This window comes from Amycolatopsis sp. lyj-112 (genome assembly GCF_046549055.1).
Classification (GTDB): Bacteria; Actinomycetota; Actinomycetes; order Mycobacteriales; family Pseudonocardiaceae; genus Amycolatopsis.
In genome coordinates, this window is sequence record NZ_JAJPWS010000014.1 from 1 (window position 1) to 22458 (window position 22458).

19 protein-coding genes are annotated in these 22458 nt (G+C 69.7%); 17 read left to right on the plus strand and 2 right to left on the minus strand.

The features are described 5' to 3' along the window. Nucleotides 1–169 precede the first annotated feature (169 nt). From ACLJRL_RS33325 to ACLJRL_RS33340, 4 genes are read left to right on the plus strand one after another with little or no spacing between them, the layout of a single operon-like run. Nucleotides 170–712 carry a TlpA family protein disulfide reductase gene (locus tag ACLJRL_RS33325; RefSeq protein ID WP_410660327.1) on the plus strand — a complete coding sequence of 181 codons (543 nt, stop codon included), beginning with the start codon at nucleotides 170–172 and terminating at the stop codon, nucleotides 710–712. Beyond that, complete coding sequence (locus ACLJRL_RS33330; RefSeq protein ID WP_410660328.1) at nucleotides 709–2541, plus strand: ABC transporter ATP-binding protein; 1833 nt, start codon at nucleotides 709–711, stop codon at nucleotides 2539–2541. The genes ACLJRL_RS33325 and ACLJRL_RS33330 overlap by 4 nt, the downstream gene beginning before the upstream one ends. Further along, nucleotides 2541–2966: a S26 family signal peptidase gene (locus ACLJRL_RS33335; RefSeq protein WP_410660329.1), complete on the plus strand. Its 426-nt coding sequence runs from the start codon at nucleotides 2541–2543 to the stop codon at nucleotides 2964–2966. Before ACLJRL_RS33330 ends, ACLJRL_RS33335 begins: the two co-directional genes overlap by 1 nt. A 3-nt stretch (nucleotides 2967–2969) precedes the next feature. Further along, entirely contained in the window at nucleotides 2970–3560 is a 591-nt protein-coding gene (locus ACLJRL_RS33340) for a MauE/DoxX family redox-associated membrane protein (RefSeq protein ID WP_410660330.1), read from the plus strand. 17 nt (nucleotides 3561–3577) lie between these two features. On the opposite strand, the gene ACLJRL_RS33345 is transcribed toward ACLJRL_RS33340, so the two are convergent. Continuing rightward, a complete protein-coding gene (locus tag ACLJRL_RS33345) occupies nucleotides 3578–4009 on the minus strand; it encodes a VOC family protein (RefSeq protein ID WP_410660331.1) in 432 nt (143 codons plus the stop codon). 86 nt (nucleotides 4010–4095) lie between these two features. Here ACLJRL_RS33345 and ACLJRL_RS33350 point away from each other — a divergent pair, with 86 nt between their 5' ends. After that, nucleotides 4096–4794: a GntR family transcriptional regulator gene (locus ACLJRL_RS33350; protein WP_410660332.1), complete on the plus strand. Its 699-nt coding sequence runs from the start codon at nucleotides 4096–4098 to the stop codon at nucleotides 4792–4794. On the opposite strand, the gene ACLJRL_RS33355 is transcribed toward ACLJRL_RS33350, so the two are convergent. Then, nucleotides 4746–7562 carry an AfsR/SARP family transcriptional regulator gene (locus ACLJRL_RS33355; RefSeq protein ID WP_410660333.1) on the minus strand — a complete coding sequence of 939 codons (2817 nt, stop codon included), beginning with the start codon at nucleotides 7560–7562 and terminating at the stop codon, nucleotides 4746–4748. The two genes, ACLJRL_RS33350 and ACLJRL_RS33355, sit on opposite strands and share 49 nt — an antisense overlap. Before the next feature lie 165 nt (nucleotides 7563–7727). Here ACLJRL_RS33355 and ACLJRL_RS33360 point away from each other — a divergent pair, with 165 nt between their 5' ends. From ACLJRL_RS33360 to ACLJRL_RS33415, 12 genes are all read left to right on the plus strand, one after another. Further along, nucleotides 7728–8123: a peptidase inhibitor family I36 protein gene (locus ACLJRL_RS33360; RefSeq protein WP_410660334.1), complete on the plus strand. Its 396-nt coding sequence runs from the start codon at nucleotides 7728–7730 to the stop codon at nucleotides 8121–8123. A gap of 71 nt (nucleotides 8124–8194) precedes the next feature. Beyond that, nucleotides 8195–9058: a hypothetical protein gene (locus tag ACLJRL_RS33365; protein WP_410660335.1), complete on the plus strand. Its 864-nt coding sequence runs from the start codon at nucleotides 8195–8197 to the stop codon at nucleotides 9056–9058. 26 nt (nucleotides 9059–9084) lie between these two features. Further along, on the plus strand, nucleotides 9085–10488 hold the full coding sequence (locus tag ACLJRL_RS33370) for a phosphatidylinositol-specific phospholipase C domain-containing protein (protein WP_410660336.1): 1404 nt from the start codon (nucleotides 9085–9087) through the stop codon (nucleotides 10486–10488). 180 nt (nucleotides 10489–10668) lie between these two features. Further along, a complete protein-coding gene (locus ACLJRL_RS33375) occupies nucleotides 10669–13122 on the plus strand; it encodes an ABC transporter permease subunit (protein WP_410660337.1) in 2454 nt (817 codons plus the stop codon). Nucleotides 13123–13150: 28 nt separating this feature from the next. Then, nucleotides 13151–14125: a glycine betaine ABC transporter substrate-binding protein gene (locus tag ACLJRL_RS33380; RefSeq protein WP_410660338.1), complete on the plus strand. Its 975-nt coding sequence runs from the start codon at nucleotides 13151–13153 to the stop codon at nucleotides 14123–14125. A 51-nt stretch (nucleotides 14126–14176) separates the two neighbouring features. Then, a complete protein-coding gene (locus tag ACLJRL_RS33385) occupies nucleotides 14177–15019 on the plus strand; it encodes a hypothetical protein (protein ID WP_410660339.1) in 843 nt (280 codons plus the stop codon). 129 nt (nucleotides 15020–15148) lie between these two features. Beyond that, nucleotides 15149–16462 (plus strand): ABC transporter substrate-binding protein, encoded by a 1314-nt coding sequence (locus ACLJRL_RS33390; RefSeq protein WP_410660340.1) that lies wholly within the window; start codon nucleotides 15149–15151, stop codon nucleotides 16460–16462. Then, nucleotides 16462–17418, plus strand: a complete 957-nt coding sequence (locus tag ACLJRL_RS33395; protein ID WP_410660341.1) for a carbohydrate ABC transporter permease — start codon at nucleotides 16462–16464, stop codon at nucleotides 17416–17418. The genes ACLJRL_RS33390 and ACLJRL_RS33395 overlap by 1 nt, the downstream gene beginning before the upstream one ends. Next, nucleotides 17411–18250: a carbohydrate ABC transporter permease gene (locus ACLJRL_RS33400; RefSeq protein ID WP_410660342.1), complete on the plus strand. Its 840-nt coding sequence runs from the start codon at nucleotides 17411–17413 to the stop codon at nucleotides 18248–18250. Before ACLJRL_RS33395 ends, ACLJRL_RS33400 begins: the two co-directional genes overlap by 8 nt. Before the next feature lie 44 nt (nucleotides 18251–18294). Beyond that, entirely contained in the window at nucleotides 18295–19638 is a 1344-nt protein-coding gene (locus ACLJRL_RS33405; protein WP_410660343.1) for a GH1 family beta-glucosidase, read from the plus strand. 192 nt (nucleotides 19639–19830) lie between these two features. Further along, a complete protein-coding gene (locus ACLJRL_RS33410; protein ID WP_410660344.1) occupies nucleotides 19831–21306 on the plus strand; it encodes an amidohydrolase family protein in 1476 nt (491 codons plus the stop codon). Then, complete coding sequence (locus ACLJRL_RS33415) at nucleotides 21303–22454, plus strand: M20 family metallopeptidase (RefSeq protein WP_410660345.1); 1152 nt, start codon at nucleotides 21303–21305, stop codon at nucleotides 22452–22454. Before ACLJRL_RS33410 ends, ACLJRL_RS33415 begins: the two co-directional genes overlap by 4 nt. Nucleotides 22455–22458: the final 4 nt, after the last annotated feature.

Genomic DNA, 22458 nt, shown 5'->3' on the forward strand with positions numbered 1-22458 from the left:
CCCCCCCCCCCCCCCCCCCCCCCCCCCCCCCCCCCCCCCCCCCCCCCCCCCCCCCCCCCCCCCCCCCCCCCCCCCCCCCCCCCCCCCCCCCCCCCCCCCCCCCCCCCCCCCCCCCCCCCCCCCCCCCGCGGCACCCCGCCCCGCCCCTCTTCCTCCACTGGAGAACACCATGCCCATCCTGACCGCCGCCGTCGTGCTCGTCGGACTCCTGTGCGTGCTGGACCTGCTGCTCAGCTTCGGCATCATCCGGAGGCTGCGCGAGCAGAACGAGACCCTGAAGAACGTGCAACAGAACGCCGTCGCCCAACCGGAGATCGCGCTGCCCGCGGGCGCCACGATCGGCGCCTTCGCCGCCACCACGGTCCGCGGGGCGGACCTGACCAACGTGGACATCGAGGGTTCCCGCGCGCTCGTCGGCTTCTTCTCGCCGAACTGTGAGCCGTGCAAGGAGCGGATGCCCGAGTTCATCGAGTACGCCACCCGCTTCGAGGGGAAGGTGATCGCGATCGCCGCCGGGAGCGAAGAGGAGACGACCGACATGGTCGTCCGGCTCGGCGAGGTCGCCGAGGTGATCCGCGAGTTCGACGGTGGTGACGTGCACCAGGCCTTCGGTGCCTCCGGCTACCCCGCGCTCTGCGTGGTCGAGGCCGACCGGACCGTGCTGGCCAGCGGGTGGGAGATGTCGGCCCTGCCGGTACCGGCCAAGCTGTGAACACCTCCCTCGGCGCCCGCCGGGTCCTGAGCCTGCTGGCGGCGGCGATCCGCCTCACCAGGCAGGCCGCCCCGGTGGGCACGCCGCTGTACCTGGTGCTGTCCCTGCTCGCCGGTGCCGTCCCGATCGCGACCGCCTGGAGCACCAAAGTGCTCCTCGATGGGCTGGCCGCCGGCGAGGTCTGGCTGACGCTGCTGCCCTGGGCGGTCGCCCTCGCCGTCGCCGGCCTGATGGCGGGCTTGCTTCCCGTCGTGACGGAGTACCTGAAGCAGCGGCTCGACCGCTCGGTCGCCGTGGTGACGATGGACCGGCTCTACCGGGCGATGGGCAGGCTGGCCGGGATCGCGAGGATGGAGGACCCGCGATTCCGCGACAAGCTGAGGCTCGCCCAGCAGACCGGCCGCAGCGGTCCGGGCCAGCTCGTCGACGACGGAATCGGCTCGGTGCAGGCGGCCGTCATGCTCGGCGGCTTCCTGGGGACGCTGCTCGTGATCAATGCCGGGATGGCGTTGATCGTGCTGCTGGCGGCCATCCCCGCCTTGATCGCCAACCTGCGGTTGAGCCGGGCGAGGGCCCGCGTCATGTGGTCGATCGCGCCCACCGAACGCCGTGAGGTGTTCTATGCCGACCTTCTGGCGAGCCTGGACGCCGCCAAGGAACTGAGGCTGCTGGGCCTGGGCGACCTGTTCCGGCGGCGGATGCTCGTCGAGCTGACCGCCGCACACGCCGTCGTCGAAGGACAGGATCGCCGGGACGCGCGGATGCAGGGACTGCTGGCCGGGCTGACCGCGGCGGTTTCGGCCGGTGGCCTGGTCTGGGCGGCGTGGCTGGCCGCCCACGGCAGGCTCTCGCTCGGTGACATCGTGATCTTCGTGGCCTCGGTCGGCGGGGTGCAGAGCGCGCTGCAAAGCCTCGTCGCGCGGCTGGCTTCGGCGCATCATTCGACGCTGCTGTTCGACCACTACGAGGAGATCGAGTCGCAGGGCCCGGATCTTCCGGTTCCGCTCTCACCCCGGCAGATCCCGGTGCTGCGTTCGGGTATCGAGCTGCGCGATGTCTGGTTCCGGTACGCCGAGGATCAGCCGTGGGTGCTGCGCGGGGTGAACCTGACCATCCCGCACGGACGGTCCCTGGCGCTGGTCGGGCTCAACGGAGCCGGGAAGTCGACCATGGTCAAGCTGCTGTGCCGGTTCTACGACCCGGACCGCGGAGCGATCCTGTGGGATGGTGTGGATCTGCGCGACGTCCCGGTCGAGGACCTGCGCGCGCGGATCGGCGCGGTGTTCCAGGACTACATGTGTTACGACCTCAGCGCCGCGGAGAACATCGGGCTCGGCGATGTGTCCATTATGGAGAATCGTGACCGCGTGGTCGCCGCGGCACAACGCGCGGGCGCGCACGACATCGTGGCCGGGCTTCCGCGCGGGTACGACACCTTCTTGTCCCGGATGTTCTTCGACGAGGCGGACCGCGAAGACCCGGAGACCGGCGTGCTGCTGTCGGGCGGACAGTGGCAGCGGCTCGCGCTGGCGAGGGCGTTCCTGCGCGACCGGCGGGATCTGATGATCCTGGACGAGCCGAGCTCGGGCCTGGACGCGGAGGCCGAGCACGAGGTGCACAGCAGTCTGCGGCGGCACCGGGAAGGCGCGACGAGCGTGCTGATCTCGCATCGGCTGGGCACGGTCCGCGACGCCGCGGTGATCGCGGTGCTCGCCGAGGGCCGGGTCGCCGAACTCGGTACGCACGACGAACTGATGGCCACGGGCGGGGAATACGGGAGACTGTTCCGCCTGCAGGCATCGGGTTATGACGAGGTGGTGTCCCAGTGATGTACGTGGTACTCGCGGCGGCCGTGGTGGTCGTCGCCGTCGTCGGGTGGCTGGTAACGCTGCGCAGGCGGCTGATCGTGGTGACGGTGCACGGGGTGAGCATGGAGCCCACCTACTTCTCCGGCGACAGGCTCCTGGTGCGGCGGTCGCCGCTCAAGCGGGTGCGGACCGGGCAGATCGTCGTGGTGCAGGGCGGGCCCGGCACGCCGGGCGATCCGACCGCCGGACGGCTGGTGAAGCGCGCGGTGGCGGTGCCGGGTGATCCGGTGCCGTCGCAGATCCCGGTACCCGGCCCGGTCGTTCCCGCGGGGAACCTGCTGGTGCTGGGGGACAACCCCGCGCGCAGCAACGATTCCCGGCGGCTCGGCTATATCCCGGCGGACGCGCTGATCGGCGTCGTGCTCCGCCCGATCGGGCAGAGGTGAGTGATGGTCTACCTGGCGGTGTTCGCGATGGTCCTTTGTGGACTCGTGCTGCTGGTGTCCGCGGTCAGCAAGGTGCGGGGCAAGGCCGCCTACGCCGAGTTCGCGGCCTCGGTGCCCGCGTTCGGGATCCCGGCGCGCTGGACGTCGTTGTTCGCGGCCGCGACCGTCACCGCGGAGTTCGTGATCACGGCGCTGCTGCTTCCCGCGACCGCGTCGGTCCTCTTCGGATCTGCGTCCGGATGGTGGCTCGCCTTGGCTGGGCTGGTGTTCGCGGCCGGGTTGTTCGGCGTGCTGACCGCCGCGGTGTGGCGCGCGGTGGCGCGCCGGACCGGTGCGGTGTGCCGCTGTTTCGGTCCGGCGCGGACCGTGCTCGCGCACCGGCATGTGGTGCGCAACGCGCTGCTCCTGCTGGTGGCCGTGGCCGGCGCGATCGCACTGGCCGGGGCGTCCGCTATGTCCACTGTGGATCCGGTGGTGGCCGCGCTGTCGGCCGTCGTCGGTGCGGTGGGCGCGGTGGCGGTAGTGCGGTTCGACGATCTCGCCGAACTCTTCGCCGGGCCGATCCCCGACCCCCGTACACCTGCCCGCAAGTAGTCCTCCAAGGGCGTCGTTCAGACGGCGAAGACCTGGGAGTCGTCGGCGAAGGCTTTGAACTCCAGGGCGTTGCCCGCCGGGTCCAGCAGGAACATCGTCCACTGCTCGCCGGTCTGGCCCTCGAACCGCACGTAGGGCTCGATGACGAACTGGGTCTTCGCGGCACGAAGGCGCTCGGCCAGCTTCTGGAACTCCGGCACGGTGAGGATCAGGCCGAAGTGGGGGACGGGCACGTCGTGTCCGTCGACGGGGTTGTGGATCCGCTTCGGACGCTCGGGCGCGACGTGCGTGACGAACTGGTGCCCGTGGAGGTTCCAGTCGATCCACGTGTCGGAGCTGCGGCCCTGGTCGAGGCCGAGCACCTCGCCGTAGAAGGTGCGGGCGGCGGCCAGATCGTCGACCGGCATGGCGAGGTGGAAGCGCGGGACGGGCGAGTCGAGGACGGTCATTTCCCTGGTGATCCTTTCCGGCGGACAAACTCTTGTATCAATGTTAACATTACTACAAGAGTAGGGCGAAGATGCGGAGGATGGCGATGAGCGAACCCGGCCGAGTGGCGCCCGCGCGCCGTCGTGGGCTGGCGGACGAGGTCGCCGACAGGGTCAGGGACGCGATCTTCGGTGGCGCCTACCCACCCGGGGCGCAGCTGCGCGAGGTGGAGCTCTCGGCGGCGCTGGGCGTCAGCCGCGGCCCGGTGCGCGAGGCGCTGCTCAAACTGGAACGCGAGGGCCTGGTCCGCAGTGAATGGCATCGCGGCGCTCTCGTCACCACACTGTCCGATGTGGACGTCGCCGAGCTCGACAGTCTTCGTGCGGCGCTGGAACAACTCGCCGTCCAGCTGGTCGTCGCGAGAGCTTCCGACGCGGATCTGACGGCGATCGACGAGGTCGTCGAGCGGATGGATCGCGCGCGCGACGAACACGAGATGGTGCGCTGCGACATCGACTTCCACGACGCCGTGTACGCGGCTTCGGGGCACCGCCGGCTGAACGAGGCGTGGCAGGCCGTCCGGTCCCAGGTGCACCTGTTCCTGCTGACCCGGATCGGCGTGAGCTCCGAGGGCTATCTCGCGAGCATCCCGGCCGAACACCGGCGCCTGGCCTCGGCGCTTCGTGCGCGTGATAGCGAAAAGGCGCTCGAACTGTTCGCCACGCATCGCGGCGAGGCTTTCGCCGTGCTCACCGGTCAGAGTGCGATGCTCATCCACCCGGACGGGGTGAACGCCGGGTCCTGAAGCCGCATCCGGACCACCTCGGCGTTGTGGATCCGGTGCTGTGCCGAGTAAAGCTCAAGCGCTCGCGTCCAAGCGAGGCGCGCTTCGCCGTGGTTCCCCAGTGCGTGGTACGCGTCGCCGAGGTTCGCCTGGATCCCCGCCTCGTCGTACGCGTCGGCCGTGTCGTGGACCAGTTCGAGCGCGGCGCGGTAGTAGCCGAGTGCCTTGGCGTGCTCGCCGGTCTGCTGCGCGATGCAGCCCAGACTGTCCATGGTGACCGCTTCCGCGCGGCGGTTCCCATAGCGTCGCGCGAGCAGAAGTGCCTGCTCACAGAAGAACGCGCCTCGTTCGGGGCGGCCGAGCCTGGCGTAGAGCCGGCCCGCCGAATTGAGCGCGTCGGCTTCGCGGACCTTGTCGTGGCTCGCCCGGTAGAGGCGCAGCGACCGGTGCGCGTGCGGCAGGGCCCGCCGCGGCGAATTCCGCTGGTCCCAGAGCCGGCCCAGCGAGCGGTGGACATCGGCGAGCAGCGCGACGGAGTCCGCCTGGCCGGCCAGCGCCAGCGACGCGCGCAGGTGATCGAAGGCGTCGGCGTATTCGCCGACGCGGGCATAGGCGGTGCCGAGTCCGAGATGCGCGGTGGCCAGCGAGACCGGTTTCCCGATCACCTGCGCCGCGTCGAGGGCCGCCTGCCAGACGGTGACGTCCTCCCGGAGGTGGCCGCGGACGACGTGGAACGCGGTGAGGGCGTCGGCGATCGAGTACACCGCCGCGTGCGCGCCGAATTCCCTCCCCTTCTTCAACGCGAAGAGGAGACAGGTGTGCTCGGCGTCGAACCACGCCAGCGCGGCGGCCCGGTCTTTGAAGGCGATCGGCCCGTCGGGTTCCGGCGAACGCACCGGACGAAGCACGCGAGCCGCGGCCTGTGCGGTCCCTAGGTAGTACCCGGTCAGCCGGTCGCAGGCGGTTTCGCGCGCGGCGTCGTCGGCCAGTTCGCTGACGGACAACCGCACGAGGTCGTGGATCCGATAGCGGCCGGGTACGTGCTCCTGCAGGAGATGCGCGCCGACCAGCGTCCGCAGCACCGCGCGGGCCGACGGCCGGTCCAGCCCCGCCAGTGCCGCGGCGCCGGGCAGCCCGATGTCCGGGCCGGGTGCCATACCGAGAAGCAGGAACGCTTGGGCCACTTCGGGTTCGAGCGCGTCGTGGGACCACGAGATCACCGTGCGGACGCTGGCGTTGAGGTCTCCGGCGTCGAGCGCGTCGAGCCGCGCGGAGGTGTCCCGCAGTTCCTTCGCCAGGATCTCCAGCGGGAAACCCGGTTCCGCGGCCGCCCGCGACGCGACGATGCCGACAGCCAGCGGCAGCCCGCCGCACCAGCGCACGAGTTCGTCGACGGCCTCGGGCTCCGCTTCGACGCGGTTCCTGCCGAGACGGCGGCTCAGGAGCTCCCTGGCGTTGGTCTCCGCGAAGAGGTCCAGGCTCACCGGGCGGGCTCCGAGCACGCCGAGACCGCCCAGGCGGTTCCGGCTGGTCACGAGGACCGTGCAGGTCTCGCTGCCGGGCAGCAACGACCCCACTTGCGTGCTGTCGCGGGCGTTGTCGAGCAGGATCAGCAGCTTCCGGCCCGCCACCAGGCTGCGGTAAAGCGCGACCTGCCCGTTCTCGTCGACCGGGATCGCGGACGGGGCGACGCCGAGCGCGTCGAGGAAACCCCGCACGGCGACCATCGCCGCCATCGGCGTACCGGACGGGTCGAAGCCGCGCAGGTTCACGTGGAGCTGCCCGTCGGGGAAGCGGTCGATGTTCTGGTGCGCCCAGCGCAGCGCGAGCGAAGACTTGCCGATCCCGCCGGGGCCGCTGATCGTCGCCACCGGCATCGTCTCGCCCCGTGCCTCGACGACTTCGGTGACGGCCGCGAGTTCCGGTTCCCGGCCCACGAAACAGCTCGGCGGCGCCGGGAGCTGCCGGGGGACCGGAGCGCGCGCGGATCGCAGGGGCGTCAGGTGTTCCGGAGCCGAGCGCGGGACCGGAAGGTGCGGCTGGACGACGTCGAGCCCGGCGTCCGCGGTGAGGATGCGCTGGTGCAGTTCGCGGAGTTCGGCACCGGGGTCGGCGCCGAACTCGTCGGCGAGCCGGCGTCGCATGCGCTGGTAGTGGTCGAGCGAATCCGCCTGCCGCCCGGCGCGGTAGAGCGCGAGCATCAGCTGCGCGGCCATCCGTTCGTCGAGCGGATGCGCGGCGGCACGCGCGGAAACCTCAGGCAAGGCCGAGTTGTGCCCGCCGAGGCGCAACGCGAGATCGGTGCGATCGAGCTCGGCCGCGAGCCGTTCGGCTTCGAGGGTCTGGCGCATCGCGGCGCACCAGGGCGTGTCGACGTCGGCGAACGCGTCGCCACGCCACAACCCCAGGGCTTCGTCGAACAACGCCTCGTCGTATCTGGCCGGATCCTTGCCGGAGCGGGCTTTTGCGAGCAGGGCACGGAAGCGGTGGAGGTCGACGGCGTCCGGAGAGACTCTCAGGACGTAACCGCTCGCCTGTCTGCCTATTTCGACGTCCGTATCGGCCAAAGCCTTGCGTAGCCGCGAAAGATAGCTGGCGATCGAACGGTGCGCCCGGTGCGGTGGCCGGTCGGCCCAGACCCGTTCGGCGAGCTGATCGGTGGAGACCGGCCGGTTGGCGTCGGCGAGGAGGGCTCCGAGCACGCACCGCTGCAGCGAGTGGCCGAGGTCGACGGTGCGGCCGTCGGCGAAGGCCTCGATCGTGCCGAGCACTCCGAATCGGACTGTCACTTTTGCCCCCAGACTCATGTTCGTCCGTTCCTGGATACAGGCCACCACTTTGTTGACGGCACTTTTGCCGCCACCTCGGGGTTCAACATTCGCTCAACAGCCGCTCAGCCGCGCCCCCGCACTGTTGTCCTGCCCATGACCGGGCGAAGGAAGAAGGAGAGATCCATGCGCAAGAGTGTCGCCGCTGTCCTCGTGACCGCGGCCACCGTCACCGGGATGGGCTTCGCCGTCACTCCCGCCTCCGCGGCGGGCAGCTGCACCTCCGGCAACATCTGCCTGTTCGAGAACAACGACTACAACCAGGGGAACACCAACCACTGGCGGGACTTCCGCGGCAACATCCGCAACTTCAACGACTACAACTGGGTCGGGTCCAGCGACAACATGGACAACGAGACCAGCTCGATCAAGAACCGTCGCGGGTGCACCATCACCCTTTACCAGCACATCGCCTGGGAAGGCGCGAACAGCGACTTCTCCAACGGGGCCAACGACGGCTTCCTGGCGAACAACTCGGTCGGCGACAACCGTGCGTCGTCCATCGACAGCTGGTGCGACTGACCCGATGACTCCGCAGGGCCCGGCTCCCCAGTCCGGGCCCTGCGGTCCTTCCCGGAAGGCTCTGCAACGCGATGACTGTTCTCAAGCGTGGTCCGCTCGCCGCGGTGGTGATCACGGCCGCGTTGCTCCCGCTCGCGGCCTGCTCCAGCGAAGAGGCGCCGCCGCCGACTCCCGCCGGGCCGGTGTTCCGCCTCGCGCTGCCGTTCGACCAGTACCAGTGGACACCGCAGGAGAAGCAGACCCGGGAACAGGCGCGCTACCGGCTGGTCGGCCAGTGCGTGCGGGACCAGGGCATCGACTTCACGATGCCGGAGCCGAAGCCGGTCGTCGAGGCGGCGGACTTCTACGACAACAGCAGGCGTTATGGCGTGCTCGACGAGGGGCTCGTCGCCTCGTTCGGCTACCACCTGCCGACGACGGACGAAGGCAAGGAACGCGGCAAGAAGAACAACAAGTGGAACGGCGAGGTCCCGAAGGACCAGGAGCGCGCGATCTACGGCACCGGTGAAGACGATCCCGGTTGCTACGGCAAGGCCGACGCCGAACTCGCCAAGGACGTACCCGCCTCGGACACCGAATGGCTCGGGGACAGGAACGAGCAATCCCTCAATGAGACCGAGGAGGCCGAGGCCGTCGTCCGCGCCAAGGCGGCGTGGAAGGACTGCGTGGCTCGCGAGGGTCACTCCTACGACGTCCCGCGCTCGGCGAGCGGGGATCCGAAGTGGAAGCTCGAACTGCCCGAGATCGGTGACGAGGAGCGGAAGGTCGCGCTCGCCGACGTCCGGTGCAAACATTCCACCGGGCTGGTCACCGCCTGGCAGGAAGCCGAGACGGCGTGGCAGAAGCGGCTGATCGAGTCCGAACCGGAGCGGTTCCGCCGGCTTCAGGCGGCCAAGGACGCGACACTGGCGGCTGCGCGGCGTATCGCTTCTTGACCCGTCCCCCGACGTGAGGAAACAGCGTGAAGACCCTGCTGGGCGTGGTATCGCTCGTGTCCGTGCTGGTGAGCGGCGGCGGAACGGCCGCCGCTGACACCCCGTTCGCGTCGGCGGTCTTCAGAGCGACGCACAACAGCTATTCGGGGAACGTCGAGGGTGCGAAGAACTCCCTGACGTATCAGCTCGACCATGGCGTCCGCTATCTCGAACTGGATGTCCACGACAATGGCTACGGCTCGTCCGGTGACTACGGCGTCGGGCACGACAGCCCGGGGAACCAGGTCGACCACGCCGGCGGCAACCCGGCGTCCAACGCGCTGCGCGACTGGCTCCGGACGGTCAATACCTGGTCCGCCGCCCACCCGGACCACGCGCCGCTGGTGGTCATGCTCGACCTCAAGGACGACCTGACCGACAACGCCTCCTTCGCCGCGGGCAACCTCACCGCGCTCAACAAGGAACTCACCGGGGTCTTCGGCTCGAGGCTCGTCCTCGCCGAGGACCACCCGTCGGGGCTGCCGTCGGTCGACGCGCTGCGCGGCAAGGTGCTGACCCTGCTGTCCGGCGACGGCAAGAGCCGCACCGAGTACCGCCGGGACGTCGGCTACCACCCGGCCGTCGCGCTGAACGGGCGCGGCCAGATCGTCGAGGTGCACGACTCCGGGTCCGGGGCGCTCTGGTACTGGACCGGGACCTACGGCGCGGACGGCCGGGTGACCTGGCTGCGGCACGGCCGTTTCGACACCGGGAAGACGCCCGCCGTCGCGCTCAACGACAACGGGCAGCTCGTCGAGGTGCACCAGTCCCAGAGCGGCGACGCGCTCTGGTATCGCACCGGGAAGCTCGGCTCGGACGGCGAGATCACCTGGTCGATCAGCCGGAAGTACGACTCCGGCGCGCTGCCGACCGTGCGGTTCACCGATCCGGCGGGGACGACCGTGCGGGAGATCCACAAGAGCCAGGGGAGCAGCCAGAACTGGGCTTGGAAGGGCGTCTTCGACGGCGACGGCATCGTCTGGAGCGGGAACGCGAAGACCTCCGATGCCCGCTACGACGTCACTGTCGCCACTCGGGGCAGCTCGCGGGTCTCGGTGTGGACAGGCGCCGACGGCGCTTCGTCCGCTCAGACACTGCGCTACTCGACAGACCGGGTGACGGGCGCGCGGATCCGGTACGAGCAGACCGCGTTCGTCGAGTTCCAGGAGGGGAACAGCGCCGAACTGAAGCAGGGCGCGCTCTTCTACGCCGCGCCCGCCGGGAGCAAGTCGTTCATCACGTCGGCTCGGCAGGCGGGCCGGGTCGTGCGGGGCTGGGACTTCGACTCGGCCGGGCAGGCGACGTCGCCGCTCGCGAACTATCCGGCGACGAACCGGCCGTACGAGGGCTGGTACCAGACGTTGATGACTCAGGCGGGCGCGGTTCAGTAGGCGGATCGGTAGACGCCCTCGCCCGGACCGGGACCTTGGCCGCGGTCGGGTCGAGCCGTGCCGAATCTTTACGCCGAGCTGTGGACAGGAGCCCCGCGGGCATGTTGGGCTGTGACCCGGCCGAACCTGGTGTGGTCGGCGATTTTCTGCCCTGCGACATGGAGGAGCGGCGCCCTGAGCTTGTGGGAGTACCTCCAAGAGAACTGGATCGACGTCGTGAACGACGCGATCCTGCACGTGGATCTCACCCTGGCGGCGATGGCGCTGGCCGTGCTGGTCGGAATGACGATCGGCCTGCTCACCTACCGGCGGCGGTGGCTCGGCGCGATGGCGACCACGACGACGGCGGCGTTCCTGACCATCCCGTCGATCGCGCTGCTGGGCATCCTGATCGGCCCGTTCGGGCTGGGGCTGACGAATGTCCTGTGCGCACTGGTGCTCTACGCACTCCTGCCGATCACGCGCAACACGATCGTCGGGCTGCGTGGCGTCGACCCGGCCGTAGTGGACGCGGCGCGCGGGATGGGGCTCGGCCGCGTGCGGCTGCTGTTTCGCGTGCGCCTGCCGCTCGCCTGGCCGGTGATCCTTTCCGGCATCCGGGTCTCGACCCAGATCACGATCGGTATCGCGGCCATCGGCGCGTATGTCAAGGGCCCCGGCCTCGGCAACGAGATCTTCGACGGGCTCGGCCGGTTCGGCGCGGTCAACTCGCTGAACCAGGTGCTCACCGGAACGCTCGGGATCATGGTGCTGGCGCTGCTGTTCGACCTGGCCTTCGTGGTGGTCGGCAAGCTGACCACCCGGCGACGTCCCCTTGCCGGCCGAGCGGCGGCTCCGGCGACGTCGGGGGGAGCAGCCGGACTGGGCGGTGAGACGATCGAGCTGCGGGACGTCAGCAAGCACTACCCCGGACGAGCGGTACCGGCGGTCGAACGTCTGTCGATGCGCATCCCCGCGGGCGAAATCGTCGTGCTGACCGGTCCGTCGGGGTGCGGCAAGACGACGACCATGCGGATGATCAACCGCCTCGTCGAGCCCACCGCGGGCGTCGTCACGATCGGCGGCACCGACGTGTCGGCGCTCGACCTCGACGAACACCGGCGCAACACCGGCTACGTCATCCAGCAGATCGGGCTCTTCCCACACCTGCGAGTGGACGCCAACATCGGCGTGGTGCCGCGGGTGCTCGGCTGGACCCGCCGACGCATCGCCGACCGCGTGCGCGAGCTGCTCGACGTCGTCGGCCTGACCCGCGAGCACGGCATCCGTTACCCGCGTGAGCTTTCCGGCGGTCAGCAGCAGCGCGTCGGTGTGGCGCGGGCGATGGCCGCGGACCCGCCGGTCATGCTGATGGACGAGCCGTTCGGCTCCACCGACCCGATCACGCGCGCCCGGCTGCAGGACGAATTCCTTCGCCTGCAACGGGAAGTACGCAAGACGATCGTGTTCGTCACGCACGACTTCGACGAAGCGCTGAAGGTCGGCGACCGGATCGCCGTGCTGCGGCCGCGGTCGGTGATCGCGCAGTACGACACGCCCCAGGCGATCCTCGCCGCGCCGGCGGACGACTACGTCGCGAGCTTCGTCGGCTCGAAGCGGAACCTGAAGCGGCTCGCGCTGATCCGGGTGGGTGACCTGGACCTCCGGCCGGCGGCCGGGCCGGACGGCCTGCCTCCGGTCCGGCCCGACGACACCCTCCGGGACGTGCTGGACCTGATGGTGCGGACCGGCAGCACCGCGGTCGTGGTCACCGAGGACGACACCGCGCAGCCGCTGGGGGTGTGCGACGTGCCCGGCCTCTTCGCGGCGCTGAGACCCACCGACGAGGGGCCCGCCGACGACGCGCCCGCGAACCCGGACGCGGAGGAGGCGCCTGGCCCGGGTCCGGACACCACGGCGCCCGCGCGATCTCGCCGGCGCCGGCTCGGGCTGCTGGTGCGCCCGGTCCTGCTGATCCTCGCCTTGCTGGCGCTCTTCCTGATCGTGCGTGCGCACCCGCTCGACTCGATCGAACAGCGTTTCCTCAACGCCGACGAGATCCTCACCGAGCTGGGCGCGCACCTGCGGCTCACCCTGATCTCGACGGTGTGCACCATCGCCATCGCCCTCCCGCTCGGCATCCTGCTCACCCGCGCCGGCGCCCGCTGGGCCCGGCCCATCGGTCTGGGGCTGGGCAACCTCGGCCAGGCGATCCCGTCGATCGGGCTCGTCGTGCTGCTCGCGCTCTGGATCGGCACGGGCACCGCGACGGCGGTGACGGCGCTCGTCGTCTACGCGACCTTGCCGGTGCTGCGCAACACGATCGTCGGGCTCGACGGCGTCGACCCGACCCTCGTCGACGCCGCGCGTGGCATGGGCATGGGCAAGACGGCCATCCTGTGGCGGATCGAACTGCCGCTGGCCGTCCCGGTGATTCTCGCCGGGATCCGGACCGCGCTGGTGCTCACCGTCGCGAGCGCGACGCTGGCGACGTTCATCGGCGGCGGCGGTCTCGGCGGCGGGCTTGTCGCCGGGATCGGGTTGTACCGCCCGATCCTGAGCCTGACCTTCGGCATCATCGTCGCCGCACTGGCGCTCTTCGTCGACTGGCTGGGGCTGGTCGCCGAGGAGGTCCTGCACCCGCGCGGCATGTAGCTCGACCGACTTCAAGGAGGACCAACCCATGCGGATGCTCCAGCGCACGACCGCCGCCGTGCTCGCGCTCGTCGCGGCGGCGGCGCTCGCGGCCGGCTGCACGATCGGCAAGGACGAGACCGGCGCCCAGGTGGGCGCGGGGTCCATCAAGAAGATCGACGCGCTGAACGGTGCCCAGATCCGCGTCAGCTCCAAGGAGTTCGACGAGCAGCTGTTGCTCGGCCAGATCGCCCTCGTCGCACTGCAGGCGGCCGGGGCGAGCCCGCAGGACAAGACCAACATCACCGGCTCGAGCAACGTCCGCCAGGCGCTCACCAGCGGCGCGGTCGACCTGTACTGGGAATACACCGGCACCGCCTGGATCAGCTACCTCAACCAGACCAAGCCGATCAGCGACCCGCAGGCGCAGTACGAAGCGGTCAAACAGGCCGACGCCGCCAACGGCGTCACCTGGTGGGCACGCTCGCCGGCCAACGACACCTACGCCCTCGCCGGCAACCCGGCGACGCTGACCCGGACCGGTGTCAAGACGCTGTCCGACTACGCGGCACTGGTGAAGCGGGACCCGGCCGCGGCCTCGACCTGTATGGGCCCGGAGTTCAAGAGCCGGGACGACGGGTTCCCCGGCCTGGCGAAGACCTACGGGTTCACCCTGCCCGACCCGCAGGTGCACCTGCTCAACGACGCCGTCGTCTACCCGAGCATCGGCAAGGGGGACCCCTGCGGCTTCGGGTCGGTCGCCTCCACCGACGGGCGCGTGGCCGCGCAGCAGCTCACCGTGCTCGAGGACGACAAGCACTTCTTCCCGACGTACAACCCCGCCATCACGATCGCCACTCCGCTCGCCCAGAAATACCCGCAGCTGGAGCAGGTCTTCACGCCGATCGCCGCGAAGCTCGACACCGCGACGCTCACGGACCTGAACAAGAAGGTCAGCGTCGAAGGCCAGAAGGCCGCCACGGTCGCCCACGACTGGCTCAAGTCGGCGGGCTTCATCAGCTGAACCGTCCTCCCGGTCGAGCACCGCACAGGGCGGCGCTGACAGACTGCGGGGGTGATCGTCGGATACCTCCTCGCGCTGCTGGCGGCGCTGGCCTCGGGTAGCGGCTCGGTGCTGGAGTCGATCGGTGTCCGCCGCGCGGGCGCTTACGGCGGCAGCGCGCTGGACCTGGTGCGCTTGCGGCGCCAAGGGATCTACTTCCTCGGCATCGGCGTCGACCTGATCGGCTTCGCCTGCGCGGCGGCCGCGTTGCATCGGCTGCCGCTGTTCCTCGTCCAGTCGGTGCTGGCGTTCAGCGTCGGGGTGACGGCCACGATCTCCGCGTTCATGGGCACCCGGCTGGCGGCGCAGGGCTGGGCCGCGCTGGGAGTCGGGGCGGTCGGTCTGGTCTTGCTGGGCTTGTCGGCGCAGCCGGGGCCCGCCAAGACGCTCCCGCCGGCGTGGCGCTGGGTCCTGCCCGCGATGGCGTTGGTCGTGGGGGCGATCGCTTGGTACTTCAGGCGATTCGACCACCCCTGGGCCGCGCAGGTGCTCGGCTTCGCGACGGGAGTCGGCTTCAGCATGGTCGGTGTCTCGGCGCGCACCCTGGAGCTCCCGTCGGCGGGCTGGGCGATGCTGGTGGAACCGGCCTTGTGGGCGATGATCCTCAACGGCCTGGCCGCGGCGGTCGCGTTCGCCTTGGCTCTGCAGAAGGGTGGCGCGACGGCGGTCAACGCGATCATGTTCACCACGAATACGGCGTTGTCCTCGGTCATCGGCCTGGTTTTCCTCGACGACCGCGTCCGCGACGGCTTCTCCACCTTCACGGTCGCGGGACTGATCCTGGCCATGTCCGGCGCGATCGTCACCGCCCACTACGCCACCCAGGCCAAAGAACCGTCCGTGCGGCCCCGATGAGCTCGTGAGCCGCTTGCATCTTGGGGCTTGACGGCACGCTCGACCAAGGCTTAACTCAAGCCCTGAAATAAGGCGTGTCCCGGGTCACAGACGGGTATGCGGCTTGGCCACTCACCCCGAGGACCATCGATGCGAATCGGAAAGATCGCTCCTGCGCTCGTCCTGGCGCTGGCGGCCGCCACCACGACGGCGTGCGGCGGCGGCGACACGTCGTCCAACGCTCCCCAGGAGCTCGTGTACTGGGCGTCGAACCAGGGCACCAGTCTCGACAACGACAAGGCAGTCCTGCAGCCCGAACTCGACAAGTTCGAGAAGGCCTCCGGGATCAAGGTCAAGCTCGAGGTCATCCCGTGGACGGATCTGCTCAACCGGATCCTCGCGGCCACCACCTCCGGCAAGGGCCCGGACGTGCTCAACATCGGCAACACCTGGTCGGCCTCGCTCCAGGCGACCGGGGCGTTCCTGCCGTTCGACGACGCCGCGCTGGAGAAGGTCGGTGGCAAGTCGCGTTTTCTCGGCCCGTCGCTGGCGGCCACCGGGGCGAGCGGACAGCCGCCGGTCGGCGTACCGCTCTACGGCCAGGCGTACGGCCTCTACTACAACAAGAAGCTCTTCGCCGAAGCCGGCATCACCAAGCCGCCCGCCACCTGGGAGGAGCTCGTCGAGGACGGCAAGAAGCTGACCAAGCCCGACAAGGGGCAGTGGGGCTTGTCGCTCCAGGCGGGCCAGGTCACCGAGAACAGCCACCACGCGGCGATCCTCGGTGCCCAGCAGGGCGCGCAGTTCTTCACCGCCGAGGGTAAGCCGCAGCTGGCCTCCGACCCGTCGGTCGCGGCCGTGCAGCAGTTCGTCGACCTGATGCAGAAGGACAAGATCGTCAACCCGTCCAACGCGGAGTACGCCGACACCGCCAAGTCCCTCAAGGACCTGTCGGACGGCAAGGCCGCGATGTTCATGAACCAGGCCTCCGCGGGCTCGTTCAAGAACGTCGGGATGGACATGACCAACCTCGGCGTCGCGCCGATCCCGCTGCCCGCCAATCCTCCGGCCAACAGCCGGAAGGTGACCAGTTTCGTCGCGGGCATCAACGTGTCGGTGTTCAAGAGCACCAAGAACCCCGACGCCGCGCTGGACTTCGTCAAGTTCATGGTGTCGGCACCGGAGCAGGCCTTGCTCAACAAGACCTACGGCTCGCTGCCGACGGTCCAGGACGCCTACAGCGACACGGCGTTCCAGACCGAGGACGTCAAGGTCTTCCAGAGCGTGCTCGCGACGTCCTCGGAGCCGATGCCGCAGGTCCCGCAGGAGTCCCAGTTCGAGACCCTGATCGGCACCGCGATGAAGGGGATGTTCGCCGACGTCGCGGCGGGCAAGCCGGTCGACGGCGGGAAGATCCGGGAGCAGCTGAATCAGGCGGATCAGCAGATCGCGGCCGGTAGTTGATGCCGACCGCACTGAAGGGCGCCCCGGCCGTGAAAGCGGCCGGGGCGCCCGAACCCCAGGGCACCCGGCGCAAGCGGCGCCGGGTCGTCCTGCCGTATCTGCTGCTTCTTCCCGCGGTGCTGCTGGAACTGCTCGTCCATCTGATCCCGATGCTCGCCGGGCTCGCGATGAGCTTCTTCAAGCTGACCCAGTTCTACATCCGGGACTTCTTCTCGGCCCCCGCCGCGGGGCTCGACAACTACAAGTTCGTCCTGGACTTCAGTTCGGCGGCGGGCAAGTCGCTGCTGAGCTCGTTCTGGATCAGCATCCTTTACACCGTCCTCTCGGTCGGGTTCTGCTGGCTGTTCGGCACTTCCGCCGCCGTGCTCATGCAGAAGAACTTCCGCGGCCGCGGCGTCCTGCGCACGCTGTTCCTGGTGCCGTACGCGCTGCCGATGTACGCCGCGGTCATCACCTGGTCCTTCATGTTCCAGCGCGAGACCGGCCTGGTGAACGACCTGCTGGGCACCGATTCCTTCTGGCTCATCGGGGACAACAGCTTCTGGTCGCTGGTGATCGTCTCGGTGTGGCGCAACTGGCCGTTCGCGTTCCTGATCGTGATGGCCGGGCTGCAGAACATCCCCGGCGAGCTCTACGAGGCGGCCGCGATCGACGGCGCGAGCTGGTGGCGCCAGTTCCAGGCGATCACCCAGCCGATGCTGCGGCCGGTCAACCAGGTGCTGCTGCTGGTGCTGTTCCTGTGGACCTTCAACGACTTCAACACGCCGTATGTCCTCTTCGGAGCGTCCGCGCCGAAGGAGGCGTCACTGATTTCGATCCACATCTACCAGAGTTCGTTCGTCACCTGGAACTTCGGCCTCGGCTCGGCGATGTCTGTGCTGTTGCTGGTATTCCTCCTCCTGGTCAGCTCCGTCTACTTGGGACTGACCTCGCGCAGGAGGAACGCCGGTGTCTGAACCTCGCTGGGTCCCGTGGGCCCGCCGATTCGTGCTCGGCTTCCTCGCGCTGTTCACCCTGGTGCCGCTCTACGCGATGGTCTCCTCGTCGCTCAAGCCGCTCGGGGACGTCCAGGGCAAGTGGGAGTGGATCCCGACGCAGCTGACCCTCCAGCCGTTCATCGACATCTGGGACACCATCCCGCTGGCCGAGTACTTCGTGAACAGCCTGGTCATCTCGGGTTCGGCGGCGATCCTCTCGGTGCTGATCGCGATCTTCGCGGCGTACGCGCTGAGCCGCTACCGGTTCCGGGGCAAGAACTTCTTCAAGATGACCGTGCTGTCCACGCAGATGTTCCCCGGAATCCTGTTCCTGCTGCCGCTGTTCCTGATCTTCGTCAACATCGGCAACACCACCGGCATCGTCCTGTACGGCTCCCGGCTCGGGTTGATCATCACCTACCTGACCTTCTCGCTGCCGTTCGCCATCTGGATGCTCGCCGGCTACATCGACTCGATCCCCAAGGAACTCGACGAGGCGGCGATGGTCGACGGCACCGGGCCGATCGGCGCGCTGATCCGGGTGGTCATCCCGGCGGCCATGCCGGGCATCGTCGCGGTGGGGATCTACTCGTTCATGACGGCCTGGGGCGAGGTCCTGTTCGCCTCGGTGATGACCGACTCGAGCACGAGGACGCTCGCCGTCGGGCTCCAGGAGTACTCCACCCAGGTGCAGGTCTACTGGAACCAGGTGATGGCCGCTTCGCTCATCGTCTCCGTCCCGGTCGTCGCCGGATTCCTTCTGCTCCAGCGTTATCTCGTCGCCGGGCTCACCGCCGGTGCCGTGAAATGACCCCGCCGCCCGAGTCCGCGTCGCCACGACCAGAGAGGTCTGCCTTGAATCTGCACCTTCCCGCCGATTTCCTGTGGGGTGCGGCCACCGCCGCGTACCAGGTCGAAGGCGCCGTCGACGTCGACGGCCGGCTACCGTCCATCTGGGACGACTTCGTCCGGGTCCCGGGTGCCGTCGAGAACGGCGACACCGCCGACGTCGCCTGCGACCACTACCGGCGCTGGCCGGAAGACCTCGGCATCATGAAGCAACTGGGCCTGGACGCTTACCGCTTCTCCGTCGCCTGGCCCCGGGTGATCCCCACCGGGCGCGGTGAGGTCAACGCGCCCGGGCTCGACCATTACGACCGCCTCGTCGACGCGCTGCTCGAAGCGGGGATCCGGCCGTTCGCCACGCTGTTCCATTGGGACCTCCCCTCGGCGCTGCAGGCGAAGGGTGGCTGGCCGGAACGCGACACCGCGTACGCCTACGCCGAGTACGCCGCCGTCGTCGCGGCGCGGCTCGGCGACCGGGTCAAGGACTGGAACACCGTGAACGAGCCGCTGTGCTCGGCGTGGCTCGGTTACCTCGAAGGCCGGTTCGCCCCCGGCGTCAAGGATCTTAAGCAGGCCATCCACGCCTCCCACCACCTTCTGCTCGCGCACGGGCTGGGTGTGCAGGCCATCCACGCCAACGCCGCCGAGCCCGCCAACGTCGGTCTCGTGCTCAACCTGAGCGGAGTCGAGCCCGCGTCGGACTCCACCGCGGACGTCGAGGCGGCGGCCCGGATGGACGGGCACGTCAACCGGTGGTGGCTCGACCCGTCGAACGGCCGCGGCTACCCGGCGGACATGATCGAGGTCTACGGCGTCGAGCCGCCGGTGATCGGCGACGACCTCGAGGTGATCGCGGCGCCGGTCGGTTTCCACGGGCTGAACTACTACTTCCGCCAGATCGTCGAGGACGACCCGAGCGGTGCCGCGCCGCGCGCGCGTCAGGTGCCGGTCGAAGGCGCGGCGACCACCGCGATGGGCTGGGAGATCCACGGGCAGGGCCTCGCGGACCTGATCCACCGGCTCGCCAACGAATACGGCGCGCGGGCGATCTACGTCACCGAGAGCGGGGCGGCGTTCGACGACAAGGTCGCCGACGACGGTTCGATCGACGACGCCGACCGCATCGCCTACCTGGAAGAACACCTGGGCGCGGTGGCCGGGGCCGCCGAAGCGGGCGCGCCGGTGAAGGGCTACTTCGCCTGGTCGCTGCTCGACAACTTCGAGTGGGACAGCGGGCTGAGCAAGCGGTTCGGCCTGGTCCGGGTCGACTACGACACGCAGCTGCGGACGGTCAAGGCGAGCGGTCATCGCTACGCCGAGATCATCGCCGAACACCGTATTTCCAGTCCGTGAAGGCCTCCTTGAGGGACTCAGAGTCCCTCAAGGAGGCCTTCACGGACCGCCGATTCCTTGGTGGCGAGAGATTGCCAGGGCGTTCGTGTGCGCGGATGGAGTGAGGGCCCCGGATTCGTCGCCCGCTACGAACGGGCGGGTCGCGAAACCTCCTAGGGTCGCCTTGAACGAGGCGATCCTAGGAGGCGAAGTATGCGGGCACTCTTGCGTGGCGGTCGTGTCATCGACCCGGCGACGGGGTTCGACGGCGTGGCCGACGTGCTGATATCCGGCGGAGTGGTCACCGCCGTCGGGGAGGGTCTGCCTTCGGTGCCGGACCATCCGGAGATCGATGTCTCCGGGCTCGTCGTCGGCCCCGGGTTCGTCGACCTGCACAGTCACGTGCACACCATCGCCGGCCAGCGGCTGCAGGCGATGGACGGCGTGACGACCGCGCTCGACCTCGAAGCCGGGCTGATGCCCATCGAGCGGGCCTACGCCGAGGCGGCCGCGGCGGGACGTCCGCTGCACTACGGTTTCTCCGCGTCGTGGGGTGCCGCCCGGGCCCAGGTGCTCGCCGGGATCGAACCGGACGCCAACATCGACAGCGGGCTCGCGGTGCTCGGGAACCCGGCCTGGCAACGGTCTTCCTCGCCGACCGAGCTCGCCGCCTGGCTGTCCCTTGTGGACGGTGAGCTGGCCGCGGGCGCGCTCGGCGTCGGCGTGCTCCTCGGGTACGCGCCCGGCACGGACCCCGGTGAGTTCCTGGCGCTCGCCCGGCTCGCCAAGGAGGCGGGGGCGCCTACCTATACGCACGTCCGCGAGCTGGTCGAAGTGGACCCGTCGACGCCTGCCGACGGGTCGGAGGAGATCGCGATCGTCGCGGCCGAGACCGGCGCCGCGATGCACCACTGCCACGTCAACAGCACGTCGGGTCACCACATCGACCGCGTGCTCGCCGCGCTGGAAGCGGGTCGTGCCGCCGGGTCCCGGGTGACCGTGGAGGCTTACCCGTACGGCGCGGGCAGCACCGGGATCGGCGCGGCCTTCCTCTCGCCCGAGCGGCTGAAGATGAAGGGCCTGTCCCCGTCGAGCGTGATCATGCTGGAGTCGGGTGAGCGCATCTCCGACGAAGGCCGCCTGCTCCAGGTGCGCTCCGAGGATCCGGGTGCGCCGTGCATCCTGGAGTTCCTCGACGAGAGCAACCCGCGCGATCTCGGGCTGCTGCACCAGGCGCTCGCGTTCCCCGACGCCATCGTGGCCAGCGACGCGCTGCCCGTGTACTGGAAGAACGGCACCAGCGAGAGCACCGAATGGCCGCTGCCGCCCGGCGGCGCGACGCATCCGCGCACCTCCGGGACGTACGCCAAGACGCTGCGCCTGATGGTGCGCGAGAGCAAGGCCTGGACCTGGCTGGAGGCGTTCCGGCGCTGCTCCTACCTGCCGGCGCGTGTCCTCGACGAGGTCGCCCCCGGCGCTCGGGCGAAGGGCAGGCTCAATGCCGGAGCCGACGCCGACATCGTCGTCATCGACCCGAACGCCATCACCGACGCGGCCACGTATTTCGACTCGACGAGGCCCTCGGTCGGCGTCCGGTACCTGTTCGTCTCCGGAGTTCCCGTGGTCAGTGACGGAGAACTGCGCACCGACGCCTTCCCCGGGCAGCCGTTGCGGGGTGAGCCGCGATGACCGGGCTCCAAGAACTTCTCGCCGACATCGAGACGCTGGTCTGCTGCGAGTCCCCGTCCTCGGATCACGAAGCGGTGGCCCGCAGTGCCGAAGTGGTGGCGGCCCTCGGCCGGAAACTGCTGGCCGCGGAACCGGAGCGGATCGTCGTCGACGGGGTCACCCACCTGCGCTGGCGGTTCGGCGACGGGCCGCCGCGAGTGCTGCTCCTGGGCCACCACGACACGGTGTGGCCCACGGGATCGCTGCGGACGCACCCTTTTTCCGTGCGGGAAGGCGTGCTGCGTGGTCCCGGCTGCTTCGACATGAAGGCCGGGGTCGTGATGGCGCTGCACGCCGCCGCGACCGTGCCCGATCGCGCGGGACTGTCCATTCTGGTCACCGGCGACGAGGAGATCGGCTCGCCGTCGTCGCGCGCGCTGATCGAGCAGGAGGCGCAGGACTGTGACGCGGTGTTCGTGCTGGAGGCCTCGGCCGACGGCGGGGCGCTGAAATGCCGCCGCAAAGGCGTTTCCCACTACCGGATCGAGGTGACCGGCCGCGCGGCGCACGCCGGGCTCGAACCGGAGAAGGGGATCAACGCGGGCATCGAGATCGCGCACCAGATCCTCGCCGCGGCCGCGCTCGCCGATCCGGAGGCCGGCACCAGCGTGGTGCCCACCGTCGTCGCGGCGGGGACGACGGTCAACACCGTTCCCGCGGCCGCGAGTGTGGCCGTCGACGCCCGGGTGTGGAACGAGGCCGAGCAACTGCGGGTCGATCGGGCCATGCGCGCGCTACGGCCAGTTCTGGCGGACGCGACCGTCCGGATCACCGGCGGCATCAACCGTCCGCCGCTGGAGGAGAGTTCGTCGTCCGGGTTGTTCCGGCTCGCGCAGGACCTGGCGGCCGACCTCGGACTCGGTGAGCTGACCGCGGCGTCGGTCGGTGGCGCTTCGGATGGCAATTTCACCGCGGGAATGGGAATTCCGACACTCGACGGCCTCGGTGCCGTCGGCGGCGGGGCGCACGCGGACCACGAACACGTCGTCGTCGCGGAACTGCCGCGACGCACCGCTTTGCTCACCGCCCTGGTCGAAAACGTGCTCGCGAAGAGGGATCCGTCCGACGCGACGAATCCCGCGGGCGATTCTGGTACGGCACGACGGTGACTCG